This is a genomic window from Candidatus Omnitrophota bacterium (assembly GCA_040755155.1).
Classification (GTDB): Bacteria; Hinthialibacterota; Hinthialibacteria; order Hinthialibacterales; family Hinthialibacteraceae; genus JBFMBP01.
In genome coordinates this window covers 1-18,313 of record JBFMBP010000123.1, presented here as the reverse complement: position 1 = coordinate 18,313, position 18,313 = coordinate 1, and the positions used below count along the sequence as shown (strand labels likewise).

Genomic DNA, 18,313 nt, shown 5'->3' with positions numbered 1-18,313 from the left:
AGAGAAACGCCTTTCCGGTGACATGATTCTCGCGCGCCCCATCTACTACAAAGCGTTGGAAGCCTTCCATCAAGGCGTCCTCGCGTCCGACGCCAACGGAACCATCCGCATCTCCTACGGAACCGTGCGCGGCTATAGGCCCGCCCCCGGCCGCGAAGAGTATTTCCCCTTCACGAAAGTATGGCAGGTAGGCGAAAAATGGGCGAAATACAAAGGCGAGTTCCCCTTCGAACTGCCCGCCAACATCCTCGAAGCCCTGCGCGAAAGGCGCTTCGGCCCCTACGTTGACAAAGAAATAGGCGAGGTTCCCGTTAACTTCCTGACAGACCTCGACATCACCAACGGCAATTCCGGCTCGGCGACGCTCAACGCCAAAGGCGAATTCGCGGGCATAGCCTTCGACGGCAACATCGAAGGAGTAGCCAGCGACCTCGTCTTCATGGAAGAAGTAACCCGAGCCATTCACGTAGACGTCCGCTACATCAAATGGGTCCTCGACGCCGTAGAACATGCGGGGAATATTTTGGAGGAGATGGGAGTGAAACCGGCGTTTTGCGGCGAAAAATAATGTCTTATCCTATTCATAATAATAGATTTATGAATGTCATTTCTAAAAGGAGATTCGATAAATCAAAAATATTTCTGTGTTTTCATAATGATTAGAGTATAAAATTAAATTATACCCTCTAAAATATTATGCTATAGTATAACTGAACGAATTATCATGGACAATGAGATTCTGAAAGGGAGAGACGATTCATGGATCGAGCTAGACGCGAATATATTAATCGGCTAGTTGATAAGATCAGAGAAGTTTTTGAACTTGAAACTCCTTTAAACGTGAGAACAGTCGTTCAAAAATTAGGAGGTAAACTAGTACAACGTGATAATGAGGAATTAGAATGCGAAGCATCAATCCAAAAAGATGGAAATGGTTTTAAAATTATTTTAGATGAAAACGCATATAAAAATAGAAAACGTTTTTCCGTCGCGCACGAACTTGGCCATTTATTTCTCCACATGGGTTATCTGGTTGATGACGATAAATGGAACTCTGTTGGTGAATATACGGATTCCGTTTACCATCGTTATGGATATGGCATCGAAGAAAATGAAGCCAGCGAATTCGCCGCCGCGTTGTTGATGCCAAAAGAGGAATTCATCGAAATCGCCAACCAAAATCTCGATCATAATATGTATCGTATTCAGCCTATTGCAAAACACTTTGATGTTTCTACGGAAGCGGCGAGTAACCGAGGTAAATGGTTAGGTCTTTTCCAATGGGAATAACCTCATGCCGCATGATTCAATTCCTCAAAATAAAATTGATGCCCTGCAAAATATCAAATCGTCCAAAGAAAATATATTAGACGGGTTTTATATTTTCTTTTCTTTTGATATAGCAAACTCCACAAGATACAAAACTATTAGCAAACAATCTGGTCCGGAATCATGGCCGGTTATGATGCATCGCTTTTACGAATATATTGCTAATGGATTAAAAAAACGTTTACAAGACAGCATAAATATATGGAAATTTGTTGGCGATGAAGTGTTGCTTTATAAAAAAATTAATAAAATCGAAGAAGCGATCAAATGTATTGAAATATCATATTCCTTAATGCATGATGTTATTAACTTCCTGCACAATGAATTTCCCGATGCCAAAACGCATCTATCAATTAAAAGCGTTTTATGGTGCGCAGATGTAAAATACGTTTTACCTCAAAATAGTGAAGAACTTAAAGGTCCTATAAAGAATATAGCTATTTTGCAGGAATCTGTTAATGGCTTAACAAAATCGGTTCTTCTTGATTTTTTGGGACCTGATGTTGATATTGGTTTTCGAATTGCTAAATGCGCAACGCAAAGAAGATTAGTAATAAGCTCGGATCTGGCTTATATTATTACTTTAAAATCAAAAAAACTTCGCAATAAATTATTTATTATTTCTTACGAGCCATTAAAAGGGATATGGGATGGAAGACCCTATCCAATTATTTGGTACGAAGAAGATTGGAGTAATATAAAGGATAGTTTTTTGTATGATGAACATTACAATAATGAATTTGTGAAAAAAATTAGAGAGAATTCATACAGGTTCGAACCCATATCTTGTCTCGTTAAAGTATACAATGATTTAGATAGAAAAGATGATATGGATGAATTGATCCAATATCTTCTAAAAAAAAGCGATACCCAATCTGATCATTTAGAAATTCCAAAAGCCTATTCCGTTGAAGTGCACTGCGTAGCCGTTTGTTTCGATAAGGAAGGGAAAATACTAATTGCAAAACGCGCGCGCGATAAAAACCGTTTTCCGAATCGCTGGGAATTCGGTTGTGGACAACTTGCAATCAATGAAACTTTCGAAAAATGTTTATCTCGAAATTATAAAAAGGATTTCGGCGTCGAGTTATCTTTTGACGATAAATTGATTCCGATTAGCAGTTATATCATTGAAGATAACGATCGGCGAAAAATTCCCGGCGTGATATTTATCGCTTACGTCGAAAATCCCGATAAAGCGGAACGGAAAAGCAGCAGTCACTCAATGATAAAGTGGATTAATTCCCAAAATCTTTATGACCTAGACGATAATGAGTGCGTCCCTGATTTTAAAGATACTGCCCGCCGAGCGTTTGAAGTATGGAATAAACAAAAATCCTAATCGGTCATTCTTTTTCCCCTTTAATTCAACCCCATATTCCCAAAATGTTCATAAATTCTCATCCTGAAATTCCTGAAAATCCAGACCATCCCAATTCTGAAAATCTTTAACCGAAAAATCTCGTCCTTGGCTTTGGTTCTACCCCTCCTTCCCCGGCCAACCCTTCCCCCCGCCAAAACGTTCTCCAAGCGGCGGGCGCCACTATACAGCCTCCCCTGCCCCGCGTTAACATACTGGAAAACGATATTATTTTCGGGAGCGGCCTCTTCCGCTCCTCATTTTTCGCTGGAGGAAAGCCATGGCTTCGAAAGAAGAACTCAAGAAACTATTGGAGCGCCCCGTTCATCTGGCGCCCAACACCTATCTGCATTTCTACAACGGCGGCAAGCTGCGCGCCAAGTTCATGGGCGAACCCGATCCCAAGGACGACTTCCGCTCGGAAGAATGGATATTCTCCACCAACCGCGCCGTCACTCCCGGACGCGACAATCCTCCCGACAAAGGCTACAGCCGCGTCCAAATGCCCAGCGGCGAAATCGCGCTGCTGCAAGACCTGCTGCAAGCGTTTCCCGAAGAGACCCTCGGCGGCAAGCATTACGAAAAATTCGGTCCCAACCTTGGCGTACTGCTGAAGATTTTCGACGTGGGCGACAATGCGCACATTCCCGTGCATTGGCATCCCTCTCCCGCTTTCTCCTCCAAGCATCTCAACTCTCCCTTTGGCAAAAACGAAGCGTGGATCGTTCTCGACACGCGCCCCGGCGCCCAAGCTTGGGTCGGCTTCAAGGAAGACATCGACAAGAATGATTTCAAAAAGTGGATGGAAGCCCAGGACGTGGAAACCATGCGCCAGCACATGCATGTCATTAAGCCCAATCCCCGCGACGTCATCTTCCTCACCGACGGCTGGGTTCACTCCCTCGGCTCCGGCCTCTGCATCCTCGAACCCCAGGAACCCACGGACTGGAACATCCTCTCCGAGTGGGAAGGCTTTCCCTACAAAAAAGAAGAAGCCGCCTGCGGCCTCGACTGGGATACCGCCCTCGACGCCGCCCGCTGGGAAGCCATGTCCGACGATTATCTCAACAACTACGTCCTCCGCACTCCCAAAGTCGTCCGCGAGCAGGACAACAGCGTGGAAGAGCAGCTCGTTCCCGACGAAGCCAAGAAGTATTTTTGGGTTAGCCGCCTCCTCGTTGGCTCCGAAATCGACATGCCCGAAGGCCAGGGCTTCCATTGCCTCGTTCCTACGCAAGGCCAAGGCTATATCAAGGGCGCGTTTGGCGAAGTGCCTATCAGCAAAAGCAAATCGGTCTTCATTCCCCGCTGCCTGCCGGGATACAAGATCGTCAATACCGGTTCGGAAAAATTGGAAGTGGTCTGCTGCTATCCTCCCCAACTCGCCTAAAAACGGGAAGATAAGCCGCGCCAAAAACGCAAAGCAACGTACACTCGAAGAGGAGGCGCAATCATGGCGAAAAAACTATCGATCGGCTCTTGGGCCTATTGCTTCGGCCCTTACCAGGATAATCCCATCCCATTCGACAAGGTGGTTCGTCAATTGGGCGAATACGGCTTCGACGGCGTCGAAATCGGCGCTTTCCGTCCGCACATCCACCCCGACGATTATCCCATGCGGGCGGATCGCGAAAAAATCAAGAACCTCATCCGCGTCAACGGCTTGGAAATCTCCGGCGTCGCCGCCGACTTTTGGGCTTATCCCGGCCCTGGAACGGCGGAAGCGCAGCAGAATAATTTGTATATCAACATTTTCAAGAAAAATCTCCAACTTTGCCTCGATTTCGGCGCTCCCGCTCTGCGCGTGGATACGGTGAGCAGCCCCGAAGGAATCCCTGGCGTCGATCATAAAATCGCCTGGGACCGAATCGTAGCGTTGTGGCGCCAATGCGCGCAGATGGCCGAGAACTTCGGCGTCAAATTGGTTTGGGAATTCGAACCCGGCTTTCTCTTCAACAAGCCCAGCGAAGTCGTCGATCTCGTAAAAGCCGTCGATCATCCCAACTTCTCCATTCTCTTCGACGCCTGCCACGCTTACATGTGCGCTGTCGAAGGCGCGCGCCAGCCAGGCGAAAAAGAGACGCTACCCGGCGGCGTCGCCGAGTTCGCCAAGAAGCTGAAAGGCCATATCGGCCATGTTCACTTGATCGATTCCGACGGCACGCTGCACAATAACGAAACCAGTACCCACCGCCCCTTCGGCGAAGGCAAGATCGATTTCGACGAAGTCCTCGCCGCCATTGAAGAAGGCGCGGGCTATACCGGCAAATGGTGGACGATCGATCTCTGCTTCTGGCCCGAAGCGTGGGATGTAACCCGCAACGCGCAGCAGTTCTTGAAGCCGTATCTGCAAAAGTATTGAAAAAAACCAACGCGGACGCATAATCGTCCACGCCTCGTTTTTATGAACAACTTCATTGAAGCAACTGCCAATTCCCTCTCCCTCTGGGAGAGGGCAAGGGTGAGGGAAAATATGTAGGGTGGGCTCAAAGCGAAGCGTAGCCCACCTTCCACTTCATAATTGGAATCTCATTATTAAAAATTGGAAAAAGCTGGAGGAAAAATCATGGCTGCGATGATGGCTGCGCAAGTTTTTTACGAACCGGAAAAAATGGAATTCAAGGATATGGCGGTTCCCGCTCCCGGCGCCGACGAAATCCGCGTGCGCGTGAACGCCTGCGGCATCTGCGGATCGGATATCGCTTACTATTTCGGGCAGAGTTCCCTCGAAACGCCTAACGGTAAAGGCCCGCTGGTCTTAGGCCACGAATTCTGCGGCGTCGTGGACGATGTGGGCGCCATTCCCGAAAAACTGGGGCTTTTCCAAAAAGGCGACCGTGTGGTTCTCGATCCCGTCCAATACTGCAACGCATGTGAAATCTGCAAACGGGGCATGCCCAATCTCTGCGAGAAAAAGTCGGTTCTCGGAGTCTCCACCAATGGCGGCTTCGCCGAATACTGCCTCTCCAATTACACTGGCGTGCATAAAATCCCCGATAACGTCTCTTTCGAACAAGCCGCTCTTACCGAACCGCTGGCTTGCGCTACCTACGGCGTGCAGAATATGCAGATCAAACTGGGCGATTTCGCCGTCGTGTTGGGTGCAGGAGTCATTGGTTCTCTTATGCTGCAACTGATCAAGTCGTCCGGCGCGGGCAAGGTTCTTATCGTCGACACGGTGGATTATCGCCTCGACATCGCCAAGAAACTAGGCGTCGATTACGCCTTTAATACGCTCGAGAAAGATTCTCCCTACTACATCCCTGACTTGAAACAAAAAATCCAGGAACTTACCGGCGGCAGATTCGCCGACGCTTGCATCGTCGCCACCGGCAACGTCTCCGCGATGGAGCAGGCTCTGGCCATTACCGGCCGCCGCGCCCGCATCGTCTACTTCGGGCTGCCCGCCGATGACGCCGTTGTCCGCGTTCCCGCGTTGCAGTCGATCTTTTGGGATAAAACCATCCGCTTCTCCTGGCTGGCGCCTCTGACTTGGCCTACTGCCCTGCAAGCCATTGCCAACGGCCTCGTCAACGTCGATATGATTCGTTCCCACAATTTCGCGTTAAAAGACCTGATTCCCGGCATAGCCGAAGCGCGTGGGCGCGCTGGCAAAGCGATGAAAGTCGTAATTAATCCCTGATCCAGCCCTAAACCGGATTTCTGGCGCTAAACTGGGTTGATTATGTGCGATGAAGGAGTGGGCGAATTGCCACGCGCCCCTACAATGGGCGCCGCTTTGGGCTAAAATTATTTTCTGTTCGTTTGGTGGGGTGTCCGAGTTTGGCCGAAGGAGCGCGACTGGAAATCGCGTAAACCTCAAAAGGGTTTCGTGGGTTCGAATCCCACCCCCACCGTTCTTCCTGCTTCCCTCCTATCTACATTCCGCATGGCTCTCTTCGATTTATTGAAATTCATAAGAATACCTGACGAGGATTCATAAATGAGGATCTTTTATCCGCAAAACAGTTATAAACGTGAAACATGCGCGTTTAGTGATTGATATATCGATGGATGTACGAATCAAGAGGGCGTATTTTCGCAATACCCTGTTTTTATCGTTGACAAATAATGCAAAAGCGTGATATATCTTCTTTATCGTCAATAAGTTAATAGCGTATCGGCTGGACGGTCTTCTTTTTTGACAAGTCCAGGGGGAAAACATATCTATTCATAGAACAGGATGAATGCGTTATGAAGTTCAATTTTTTTGGGGAAAGAAAATCCAATTCTTTGGCCTTTGCGTTAAAACCGTTATTCTATCTGGGAGCCATGCTTCTCGCTATTTCCGCCATTCCGGCTCAAGGACAGGTAATCATCAACGAGATTCATTACAATCCTGACGTCAAGACCGATCTTGTGGAGTTTGTAGAACTGTATAACGCTGGAGCGGAAACCGCGAATCTTACCGGTTGGAGTTTCCGCTACGGCATTGATTTTACTTTCCCTGAATCCTCCATCCTGGCCGCCGGAGAATACCGCGTCGTCGCAGAAGACAAGCAGGCGGTTCAAAAGAAATATAAAATCGCTTCAAGCAAGATTTGGGGGCCTTTTACCGGCAGGTTGGAAAACGAAGGGGAGATTATCGAACTTTGCGACGCCGAAGGGCGCTCGATCGATCGCGTGGAATATGTCCTGGGCTTCCCCTGGCCGACGGTGGGGGACGCCGTTCCCGAAACCAATCCTGGCAGCGGACATTCCATTCAGTTGGTCAATCCCGGCTTGGATAACGATCTGGGGGGAAGCTGGCGCTCGGCCTATCCTTCGCCCGGCGCTCGGAATTCCGTGTTCGCCGAAAATATCCCGCCGCAAATCCGGCAGGTGAAGCATGATCCAGAAGGACCGGCTTCAGGCCAAGAGGTAACGATAACCGCCAAGGCGACCGATCCCGATGGCGTCGCCAGCGTAACGCTGAGTTATCAAATCGTCGATCCCGGCCATTATATTTTTCTCAGCGATGCGGAATACAAAACGAATTGGGAAGCCGTAGAGATGCGCGACGACGGCGCCAGGGGCGACGCCGCGGCGGGGGATTCCGTCTATACCTGCGTGTTGCCCGGCTCATTGCAACGGCATAGGCGGTTGCTGCGCTATCGCATTGCGGCGGCGGACAAGGGGGGGCTATCGATTCAGGTACCTTATGCAGACGATCCGCAGCCGAATTTCGCCTATTTCGTTTACGACGGCGTTCCCGATTGGATCGGTTCGATTCGTCCGGGAACAACGCAGGAAATATCTTTCCCCTCGGCCATGCTGAATTCGCTGCCGATTTATCAATTGATTACCAGTAAAACGGAGACGGAAAAATGCACTTGGCTGGATCAGAGCATGACGCAGGAGTACCTCTATTCTGGAACCTTCGTCTATGGAACGGACGTGTACGATCACATCCGTTTCCGGGCGCGCGGGGGAACATGGCGTTTCTCGATGGGGAAAAACATGTGGAAATTCAATTTCACGAGGGGGCATTCGTTCCAGGCGCGCGACGATTACGGACGAAAATACAAAACCCAATGGGATCGATTGAATCTGGGCGCGAACATTCAGCAAGGGGATTACCTGCATCGCGGCGAACAAGGGATGTTCGAGGCGGTTGGCTTTAAATTGATGAATATGGCGGGCATCGAAACCGCGAATACGAACTATGTTCATTTCCGCATTATCGACGAGGAGAACGAAGACGGGCGATTGAATGGATTGCATAGTGGAATAACCACCAGCGGGACGCAATACGACGGAGACTTTTGGGGATTGTATTTAGCTACGGAGCAGATGGACGGGCGCTTTTTGGACGAACACGGATTGCCGGACAGCAATTTTTACAAGATGGAAAACGGTACGGGAGAATTGAGCAACGAAGGGCCGAATGGTCCTTCCGATCTATCGGATATGTATATCTTCATGAGCGGCTACTATTCCAAGCCCACCGAACAATGGTGGCGGAATAACGTCGATTTGCAACGGTATTACGGATACCGAACCATTTTGGAAGCGATCCATCACTACGATAACGGTTATGGAAAAAATTATTACTATTACTACAATCCCCTCACGAAATTATGGTCGCAGCATCCTTGGGATTTGGACCTGACCTGGGCCAACAATATGTTCGGAAACGGCAACGAGCCGTTCAAAGCCGCGGGATTGCTCAACAACATCGCATTGAAGATCGAGTATCAAAACCGCCATCGCGAAATCATGGATTTGCTTTTCAATCCCAGCCAAACGAACCAACTCATCGACGAAATTGCCTCCTTTATCTATACTCCCGGCCAACTCTCTTTTGTCGACGCCGACCGGGCGATGTGGGATTATCATTGGGTGATGGGCAACAAAGCGGCGCGATACCGAGGACATGGAAATAAGGCCGGACAAGGCATGTTTTATCAAATAGCGCCGACCAAGGACTTTGCCGGTATGCTGCAATTGATGAAGGATTACGTCGTCTCGCGCGGAGCGTGGATGGAAAAAACGCTTTTAAAGGATTCCAATATTCCAGACGCTCCAGTCATCGTTTCGACGTCTCCTGAAAATTATCCCATCGATTCGCTGACATTCGAAACGACGCCCTTTGGCGATCCGCAGGGGGAGAATACGTTTGCGGCATTGAAATGGCGCATCGCCGAGGTGGATCCGGAATCGGAAGCGCCTTCCCAACCCGCGCAGGATCCGGATGTCGATCTGGTTCCCGATCTTTCGACATGGAAGTATTTCAAAGGCAGAAGCGAACCGTCCACGCCTGCCAGCGCGTGGCGGGAGTTGAATTTCGACGATTCTGGTTGGGAGGAAGGAACGGCGCCCATCGGCTATGGCGAGGAAATCATCGCAACCGTATTGTCCGATATGCGGTATAACTACTCCACGATTTATTTGCGCAAGAAATTCACCATCAAAGATGCCGCCGCCGTCAAGAATCTGGTTCTGAAAGTCTTGTTCGACGACGGATTCAACGTATGGATCAACGGCGTTCATGCGGCGAAAGATCATGTCGCATCGGAAGAGATGCCCTTCGATTCCTTCGGCCAGCATCGGGAAGACCTGAATTACATCGATTATCCCATCTCCGATCCCAGCCGTTATCTTATTTCCGGTGAAAATGCCATCTCAGTACAAGTCGTCAACGAATATCTCGGTTCAAGTTCGGATTGCTTCATTGACGTGAAGTTGGTTTCCCCGGCGGCGAGCGCCAATCCAGGAAATTCTAATTCCGGCTCCGCCAATCCGGCAATCAAAAGGAGTACAGCGCCGCGCAAGTATGAAATCGATCCGGTTTGGGAATCGGAAGAGATGACGGCGTTTCAAAAGGACATCACCATTCCCGCCAGTAAAGTAACGATTGGTCATACCTACCGGGTGCGGGCGCGGATGAAAGACGATACGGGACGCTGGAGCCGCTGGTCGGCGCCGATTCAATTCACTGTCGGCGAATCGGAGAATAGCCGCGCGTTGTTGGAAAACTTGCGCATCGCGGAATTGATGTTCAATCCGCCGGGAGACGGCTCGGAGTTCATCGAATTGCATAATACGCATCCCTCGCTGACGCTTTCGCTGGCGGGAGCGGCGTTTACAAACGGCGTCGAATTTACGTTTCCCGACGGCGTCTATCTTCCCCCTAATGGTTATTTAGTCGTCGTTCCAGTGGGAACAGACGAAGAGAAAACCGCGTTTCGAAAACTTTACGGATTAAACGATTCCATCCTCTTGGCGGGGCCGTATACGGGAAAATTGGCTAATGGGGGAGAATTCCTAACGCTGAAGCGATCTTTGGACGGAGAGGAAATCTTTTCTCTCGAATTTGCTGATGGGCGCGGGTGGCCGCTGGCGACGGATGGAGCAGGCCATTCGCTGGTTCCACTCGATTCGGCTCTGGCGGGAGAGAGAATGGATTCATTGTCCTATGGCGGCAACTGGCGCGCCAGCGCGTTTATCGGCGGATCGCCGGGAGGTCCCGATCCCGAACCTATCCGTAACGTAGTTCTGAATGAATTTATGGCGAATACCGCCAATTCTGAAACGGGAAATTCGAATGATTGGATTGAACTCTACAATACTTCGCAAACGGTACACCTGAGTGGATGGCATCTCAGCGACGATGCCGCCAATTTAAAGAAATGGGCTATACCCGCAATGGATATCGCCGCGAATGGATTTGTCCGTTTTGACGAAAGTACGGGTTTTAATCATCCCGCCGGAAGCGGATTCGCTCTTAGCAAGGAGGGGGAGCAATTATTCCTCTCCTATTTGCCCGGCAAAGCGGGCGTCGACCGCGTTGTGGATTGCGTCCAGTTTAAAGCGCAGGAAAAGAGTTTGTCGCAGGGCCGTTACGGCGATGGCGGCGAGTATTGGTACGCGATGGAGCCTTCGGAGAATGCGGCGAATCGTGCGGGAATCCCCCATATCGCCGTAGATGAAATCATGTACCATCCCGCCATGGATGAAGACGTCAATCTGGAATATATCGAATTATATAATCCTACGGGACAAACCGTTAATTTGTGGAATGAAAACGGTTCCTGGCGCTTGGATGGAGGAGCAGCATTTACGTTTCCCGCCAAGACGGCGCTGTCTGCGGAAGGGCGTTTGCTCGTTGTAGGCTTCAACTCCAATGACGCAGCGGCGTTGAACGCCTTTAAAAATGTCTACCAGCTCTCAACGGAATTGGCGCCGCTTATCTTAGGCCCCTACGATGGCAAATTGTCCAACCAGGGAGAACGAATCGCTCTGGAAAAACCGCTTTCCGCCGATCCTGTCAACGGCCCTGGTTCATGGGCGATCGTAGACGAAGCGATCTATTTCCACCAGGCGCCGTGGACGCCTGAAGCGGATGGATTGGGAAAATCGCTGCAACGAATTTCCTCAGCCGTTTCGGGCGACGATCCCAACAATTGGAAAGCGGACGCGCCAAGCCCAGGCCGGAAAGGCTCGCCCAATACGGCGGTCCAATCGTGGATGATTTATTAACGCTGCGAACGGAATTCGTATTGGCCGGAACCAATAGCGTAGAAAGCCTGGCCTTTTTCGTAGAGTAGGAATTTCACGCCGGGGCGGCTTTCAGCGGCGGCGCCGCTTTCAGTTACTTTGTCAGAAGCGGCGCAGGGAAGGCTTACCGTCGCTGCCGTATTCGCTGGTATTGTTACTTTCAAGGTAAATTCTCCATCGCCGCGCTTCCATTCGGCGGCGATGGGGCCGCGGATGGAGTTATAAGAAGCTCGCGCCCAGGCGATATCGCCTACGGGCTGCGGCTGGATGAGGATTTTCTTGAAGCCAGGGCCGGCGGGATCGCCGCCGATGCCCGCGAGATCATGGTAGAACCATTCCATGATATGCCCCAGCATGAAGTGATTCCAAGAGGAATTGCGGCGGGCGTCCCACGTTTCCACTAGGCTGGTGGCGCCGTGTTCCAGTTGGTAGCCATAGCCGGGTTTGTCCGATTGATTGTTGATATCGAAAATAGCGTCCGAGCGTCCGCCTTCGGCCAGGGCGCGCAGGAGGTAGCGGTAGCCAACATCGCCTGCCGTCAAGGCATTGCCGCGATTTTGCACGTCTTTGACGATGGCCTCTAAAAGCGCCGGGCGATGATCCAGCTCGGCCAGGTTCATGACCAGGGCGATGGAATTGGCGCATTGGGAGCCATCGGCGTATTGGCCCGTTTTGGGATGATAGAACGTCTTGTTGAAGGCTTGGCGAATTTGTTCCGCTAGTTCAGCGTATTTCTTGGCCTCATCGGAATAGTCCAACAATTCGGCGGTCTGGGCGAGAATCCAAACGTCGTAATAATAGAACGCCGTCGCCGTCAGCGGGATGGGCGTCAATTGCGCCGTACCCGGCGAGTTGGGGCCGAGATCGCACCAATCCCCTAAGCCGTGAGAGACAATATGGTCCTTGGCTTTGCTGCCGAGATAGGCGACGTAGCGCTTCATGCCTTCGTAATGTTCGCGCAAGAGCTTTAGGTCGCCCGTCCATTCGTATTGCTGCCACGGGCATATAACGTAGGCGCTGCCCCATTCGGGCGAGTCGCGGAATCCGCCGGAAAAGACGACGTATTCGGGAGCGATATCCGGCACTAAGCCGTCTTCCAACTGGGAATCGGCCATATCGTTCATGCTCTTGATAAACATGCGCGCCAGATCGAATTCGTAGCGGATCGACGGGCCGTTGAGGTGGTATTCTTCCAGCCAGCCCAACCGTTCGCGGTGGGGGCAATCCGTCAATACGTGCATCATGTTGCTGCGCTGCGCCCAGCGGACAAGCGTACGGATGCGGTTGAAAAGTTCGTTGGAACAAGCGAAATCGCCGATCGGCTCCGAGGAAGAGTGGAAGACGAGTCCTTCGAGCGATTCGACGACGGGCGCCTCGCCACCCTGCGGCGCCGAGCATTCGACTTGAAGGTAGCGGCAGCCGTTATAGAAGAATTTAGGAACCCAGGTTTCGCTTTCGTCGCCCGCCAGCGGCTCGTTTCGTTGGAAAATAAAAATTAAATCTTTTTTGAAATTTTTGAAAAATATACTTGACTTATTTTTTTTTTTGATATAGTAGGTCTGTTTGTTTGCACGCATCAATGACGATTGAAAGGGGGTAACGAACACAATAACGCTAATAGCTACTTGACGATTTACAGAAATATTCGAACTCATTTATGGCGCCGAATCGAACAAGGAGGATGAAATAATGAATATCTACCTAAAGAAAACATCTGGGCTTATGTACGTTGGCGTGCTTTTGTCGGTCGTTATTATGTTTACGTCGATTTCCATTTTTTCCGATACGGTATACCAAGACGCGAACTGCGTTTCCGTGGACGCCAGCGCTTGCGTCACGAGCTGTTTTGTTACCTCCACCTACTGTCAGGGCGTATATTTGCCGCAAGGATTAAGTTGTTCGGGATCTACTACTTGTAAACAAGGAGTTTGGAATGACGAATTGGGAGTTCCTCCAGGAAGTTACGATGTATGTCTCGGCAATTACCCGAATGTGACGTGCACGGGCTCGATTTCTACAGCCATTTTTGCATACGTAAAATACGGAAATACTGGCGTTTGTAATGTATGCACTCTTCCCAACGGCCAATACTACTGCGAGCCGGATCCATGTCTATGTTCAGGACAAGAACAACCCGCTTGTACTGGACATCTTTGCTAGACATTATCCGCATTGCTTTTATTGAACCTAATGTTTTTAAAAATTCGAATGCAAAGGAGAATCTATAATGAAACAGTCGTTCTTTCAAATATGCGCAATATTCGTATTTTCTCTATCTTCATTCGCCTCGGAAATCGATATTATACATAGAGTATTGGAGGAAGGGAAAACGGTTGTAGAACAAAAAATGAATTCCGGACTGCGCATTCAAGGAGAAATTTCTTTTATTAATCAGCATTTCGATCAGCCGGGGTGGAGCAGATTTTTCAATATGTCAGGAATGACAATGCCAATGCTTCGCAAAGACGCCGAAATTTTGGAAGAATTTGCTAGCAGCAATCGGTATCATGCCACGGTTTCAAAAGTAGTTCGCAATGCTCGTTCCATCAAGTTGGAAGACATAAACAATCCCGACAATTCATTTACTACTTCGCATCGTTCGATAGGTTTTCGCGATGCGAACGTTAACGGCGCCTGCGTAGTCTATGAGGATGAAGATAAGGTTATGCCTTATTGGGTTATCGAACCGCGAAAGGATAATAAAACTTATGAAGATAACGATTATTCTTTACTACGCATACTTTACGATCCTTTCTTCGATCGCGCGCCATTCAACATTAATAAAATGATCGTAAATCTAAGCGGGAAAGCGGAAGAACTGTTTCAGACCTCAACGTCGCAGGATGGAGAACAATTAACGATTCAATGCGCGAATCCGATTCTTCCCAACAGCGTTATGATTAGCCTCACTTTGTCATCGAACAATCCAGAAAAAATTTATTCGATAGCAAGATATTACAATGATGGCAGCCTTTATATATGCAGGAATTATCATTATTCCGATAATTCTATAATCCAATCAATCGAGGAATTTCAATTCAACGAAGAAGGACTGGTCATAGACATCAATGACAATCTAAAGGAAAAAGCGACTACTTATATTCTTTATACCTACAATGAGTTTACCCAAGAAAAGAATTTCGCCGATAATTTTTTCGATCCCTATTCCTATATCGTCGATGGATCGAAGGTGCATGATCGCGTGAATGGAATCTATTATATTGAAGGAAAGAAGGATTCCATTATCTCTCTGGAAGAAAAAATGAAGAGCGTCATTAAGCCCAAAAGTTGAAAATACGCACACCTAATTACAATGAGCATTATTATTGGGCAGCGCAAAGTTTCTCTAGGAATAACTTTGCGCTGCTCATCCCTGTCAACTTCCAAAAATTACTTAGATATTGGTTAAACCCACCATTCATTTGCATCGGAGATATAAAATGATGTATAAAGGATATAGCCTCGTTTTGTTTTTATCTTTCATAAGTATATTACTTATTTCTTGCAGCAAGGATGACAATACATTTCCGTCTTTGACTGATGAATCTATATATGACGAAACAATTCTTAAAATTGAACCAGGCAAAGCGTTCGAATTGCGCTTAAATCTCAAAGAACTCGGCAAATCGTTATTAATAAATATGGGCGAACTCCCGGATCAAAATTCTATTTCTGGAAAAATCCATCTATTTAACGATCTCGACGATTCCGTTAAGGTCGAGAATATTCAAAAATTTTGCGGTTGTATAACTTTCTCGCCTATTGGAAATAACGATATATCGGTCCAAAAAGAGCTTGACTTCAATGTGAATATTAATGGAAAAAATAGTTACATTAATGAAAAAATCTTACTGACGATCAGCGGCAAAACCTACACGTTTCTTTTCAAGGGATTCCGCAAAGAAGGAATTAAACTTTCCACAGAAAAATTCGTAATTTATAAACCTAATAGTGGCAATTCTTTTGTAATAACGCAATTTCTTACCGGCTATTTTCATGAGTCGTTTTCAATAAGCAAAATCGAATCGGATGATCCCCACTGCAAAATTACTTTTCAAAACGCATCCGATGGCAAAAATTTCAAAGAATTGCAAACAACAACCTATTCAATTAAATACGAAGGAATACTTTCCGATATCTATTCCGATGGTTGCGCGGTTATCGTCTACTATAATGTTGATGGGAAAGAGGATTCGGCTAAATTCCTAATATCGGGAACTCCTTTAAATACAGGTTTAGCTCAGGCCGACCCCCCAGTTATTCGAATGTCCATTTTGAAACCGCATCAAACCTATGAAAAAACAGTGCGTGTATATAATGATCAATATAAGACGGAAATTCAAAACGCCAAGACGGACGAAAATTCCGAATTATTCGATACAAAAATCGATATCGATAAATCATGCGTTGATATATCGATAAAAACGCCGGATAAAAAAGGCTTTTATAAAACCAACCTCATTGTCGACGTCCGCATCAATGAACAAGACGAGAAATTGATTATTCCGTGCTCCTTCATTGTAATGCAATAACTAATTTTATCTTATTATTTAATCATCGAACAGTTTTCGCCAAGAATCATATTGATATTTAAATGTTACCTATTCGCAATCTGTTATTTCGTATAATTAACGCGCATACCTTCCTAAAAAACTGTCCTATATTGATATTAATAGGTATTCTTGCATTTATCTTGATCATCGTTTTTCAGAACGATTTACTTGGAAATGACGCTTACTTTCATTATCAATATTCGAAGGGCATGAGTTTCTTTTCAAAAAATACTTTGCCTTGGATGTATTTTTCAATTCATCGTGAAAATTTTATTGATTTAGAATGGCTTTATCATTTTTTATTGGCTGTTTTTGTTAAGCCCTTCGGCGTAAGGGGCGCAAAACTATTTATTTTTTTGAATCTGTTGGGGATTTTGATAAGTTATTATTCATGTATAATCGAATTGAAATACGAACAGATAATATGGTCCATGCTTTTTCTTTTATGCGCGTCAGTACATTTTACAACGCGAATTCTTATGTTGCGCCCTCACGCGTTGACTATTATTTTACTGCTTCTCTTCTTCAGAAGCGTCTTCAAGGAAGAATACAAACGCCAATTTCTATTATCCTTTTTGTATGCAATTACGCATTCCACTTATATTATATTGCCAATCATCGCATTCCTATGGTTTTTACTTGGAAAGAGGAATCATTTTTATTCATTGTACGCCGTATTCCTGGGCATAGGCATTGGATTTTGTTTCCAATGGAATCCATTGGATTATATCCTTTATTCCTTCCAGTCCATATTTGATAGATGCTTTATCCGCGAGCAGATGATTATGGGGCATGAATGGCTTCCATTTGGTTTCAAGCAGTTTATTTCCGGCAACTACGTCTTGGCAGGATTGATATTATTCATTCTATTTTGTTTATACAAAAATATGCCTCCCATTGGCAAGGAAACAAAATTTTCCTTTTGGGTTTTTCTACTATTTTTTACCCTTATGATAAAATCAGGACGATTTATTGAGTATTTTGCTCCTTCTTCGTTTTTATTTTTTTCTCTCTATTTAAATGAATTGAAAGAAATTTATGATTATAATTTCATCCTATCTATAACGCAAAAGCATGTATTTATGAATGTTTTGGCTTTGTTATTTGTTATTTTCCAATTATTCCATATTATGGAAAACGCAGAGCATATAATAATTCCTATATCAAGGTTTAATGGAGTTAATCACTATATAAAGGAAAATTTAGAAACAGGATCCGTCTTATATAACGTCTCTTGGTCGGATTTTGCTCAATTATTTTATATGAACCCTTATAACTATTACGTTACGGGTTTGGATCCGCATTTCTTATATGAATACAACAAAGAGATGTTTACGACCTATTCAATGATATCGAGAGGATATGTGATGGATCGACTCGATCAGATACCAATATTGTTTCAAACAAATATAATTCTTGCCTCTAAAAGCATTAACTACTATAAAGGTTCAATTGATTTTATTAAAAGCATCTCTTTTAATAATCATCTTAAAATACTATATGAGGATTCCTATTTCATCGTTTTAGAAATCCTAAGCTAGCATCATCTGAATCTCCGTCAGGTATTTTTCGGGATTGCCTTTGAAGATCATGCCGGGCCCTTTGATGTAGATTTCCCGCGAGGGGACGCTTAGCTAATAGTCGTAGGGTTGGCTCAAAGCGAAGCGCAGCCGCCATTATTTCCGATCACTTTTTAAGGTTTATATTTTATCGTAACGATAGACTGTCCCATCGGCGGCGATAGGTTTCAGGTTGGGAAGAGGGAAGGCGTTGACGACGATGCGGCAGCTGGGTTTGAGGCGCGGCCAGATTTCTCTTTCGAAACGGGCGGCGGCACGGGGAACCAGGTAGCAGAAAACAACATCCGCCTGGCTGACGTCCGCTTTCCACAGATTTCGATAGCGGACATTGACGCCGCGCCAGCGGGCCAGAAGGTAGAGAATGAGCGATAATTCGTAGCCCATCGTATCGGCGCCCGCCTTGGCCGCCGCTTGCAGCAGCCTGCCGTCGCCGCAGCCTAAATCCACCGCCAATTCTCCCGGCTGGATATCCGCGAGGACGATCATGCGCTCCACCGTCTTCGCATCCGTTG

The 18,313-nt window shown here is 47.0% G+C and carries 13 protein-coding genes, 1 tRNA gene and 1 pseudogene; 12 read left to right on the top strand and 3 right to left on the bottom strand.

Features of this window, described 5'->3' with window-relative positions:
* The 8 genes from AB1656_18160 to AB1656_18125 form a co-directional block, all read left to right on the top strand.
* Positions 1–568, top strand: a 568-nt coding sequence (locus AB1656_18160) for a S46 family peptidase (protein MEW6237310.1), incomplete at its 5' end; no start/stop codon positions are given.
* Between the two features lie 191 nt (positions 569–759).
* On the top strand, positions 760–1,290 hold the full coding sequence (locus AB1656_18155) for an ImmA/IrrE family metallo-endopeptidase (protein MEW6237309.1): 531 nt from the start codon (positions 760–762) through the stop codon (positions 1,288–1,290).
* A 4-nt stretch (positions 1,291–1,294) separates the two neighbouring features.
* Positions 1,295–2,671 (top strand): NUDIX domain-containing protein, encoded by a 1,377-nt coding sequence (locus AB1656_18150; protein MEW6237308.1) that lies wholly within the window; start codon positions 1,295–1,297, stop codon positions 2,669–2,671.
* A 298-nt stretch (positions 2,672–2,969) separates the two neighbouring features.
* Positions 2,970–4,079: a class I mannose-6-phosphate isomerase gene (locus AB1656_18145; protein ID MEW6237307.1), complete on the top strand. Its 1,110-nt coding sequence runs from the start codon at positions 2,970–2,972 to the stop codon at positions 4,077–4,079.
* 63 nt (positions 4,080–4,142) lie between these two features.
* Positions 4,143–5,051 carry a sugar phosphate isomerase/epimerase family protein gene (locus tag AB1656_18140; protein ID MEW6237306.1) on the top strand — a complete coding sequence of 303 codons (909 nt, stop codon included), beginning with the start codon at positions 4,143–4,145 and terminating at the stop codon, positions 5,049–5,051.
* A gap of 204 nt (positions 5,052–5,255) precedes the next feature.
* Positions 5,256–6,332 (top strand): alcohol dehydrogenase catalytic domain-containing protein, encoded by a 1,077-nt coding sequence (locus tag AB1656_18135; protein MEW6237305.1) that lies wholly within the window; start codon positions 5,256–5,258, stop codon positions 6,330–6,332.
* 124 nt (positions 6,333–6,456) lie between these two features.
* Positions 6,457–6,546: transfer RNA gene (locus AB1656_18130), tRNA-Ser, on the top strand.
* Between the two features lie 337 nt (positions 6,547–6,883).
* Positions 6,884–11,650: a lamin tail domain-containing protein gene (locus AB1656_18125; protein MEW6237304.1), complete on the top strand. Its 4,767-nt coding sequence runs from the start codon at positions 6,884–6,886 to the stop codon at positions 11,648–11,650.
* Here the strand turns inward: AB1656_18125 and AB1656_18120 are convergent.
* Positions 11,647–13,245, bottom strand: a complete 1,599-nt coding sequence (locus AB1656_18120) for an alpha-L-rhamnosidase C-terminal domain-containing protein (GenBank protein ID MEW6237303.1) — start codon at positions 13,243–13,245, stop codon at positions 11,647–11,649. The genes AB1656_18125 and AB1656_18120 overlap by 4 nt on opposite strands.
* Before the next feature lie 112 nt (positions 13,246–13,357).
* Here AB1656_18120 and AB1656_18115 point away from each other — a divergent pair, with 112 nt between their 5' ends.
* The 4 genes from AB1656_18115 (at position 13,358) to AB1656_18100 (ending at position 17,762) form a co-directional block, all read left to right on the top strand.
* Entirely contained in the window at positions 13,358–13,828 is a 471-nt protein-coding gene (locus AB1656_18115) for a hypothetical protein (GenBank protein MEW6237302.1), read from the top strand.
* A gap of 286 nt (positions 13,829–14,114) precedes the next feature.
* A complete protein-coding gene (locus AB1656_18110; protein ID MEW6237301.1) occupies positions 14,115–14,960 on the top strand; it encodes a hypothetical protein in 846 nt (281 codons plus the stop codon).
* A 148-nt stretch (positions 14,961–15,108) separates the two neighbouring features.
* The gene (locus tag AB1656_18105) at positions 15,109–16,200 is read left to right on the top strand and encodes a hypothetical protein (GenBank protein ID MEW6237300.1); all 1,092 of its coding nucleotides are present in this window, start codon (positions 15,109–15,111) and stop codon (positions 16,198–16,200) included.
* A gap of 806 nt (positions 16,201–17,006) precedes the next feature.
* Entirely contained in the window at positions 17,007–17,762 is a 756-nt protein-coding gene (locus AB1656_18100; protein ID MEW6237299.1) for a hypothetical protein, read from the top strand.
* On the opposite strand, the pseudogene AB1656_18095 reads toward AB1656_18100, so the two are convergent.
* Both AB1656_18095 and AB1656_18090 read right to left on the bottom strand, forming a co-directional pair.
* Positions 17,754–17,849: pseudogene (locus AB1656_18095) on the bottom strand (MerR family transcriptional regulator). The gene AB1656_18100 and the pseudogene AB1656_18095 sit on opposite strands and share 9 nt — an antisense overlap.
* A gap of 72 nt (positions 17,850–17,921) precedes the next feature.
* On the bottom strand, positions 17,922–18,313 hold a 392-nt coding region (locus tag AB1656_18090; GenBank protein MEW6237298.1), incomplete at its 5' end, for a methionine biosynthesis protein MetW.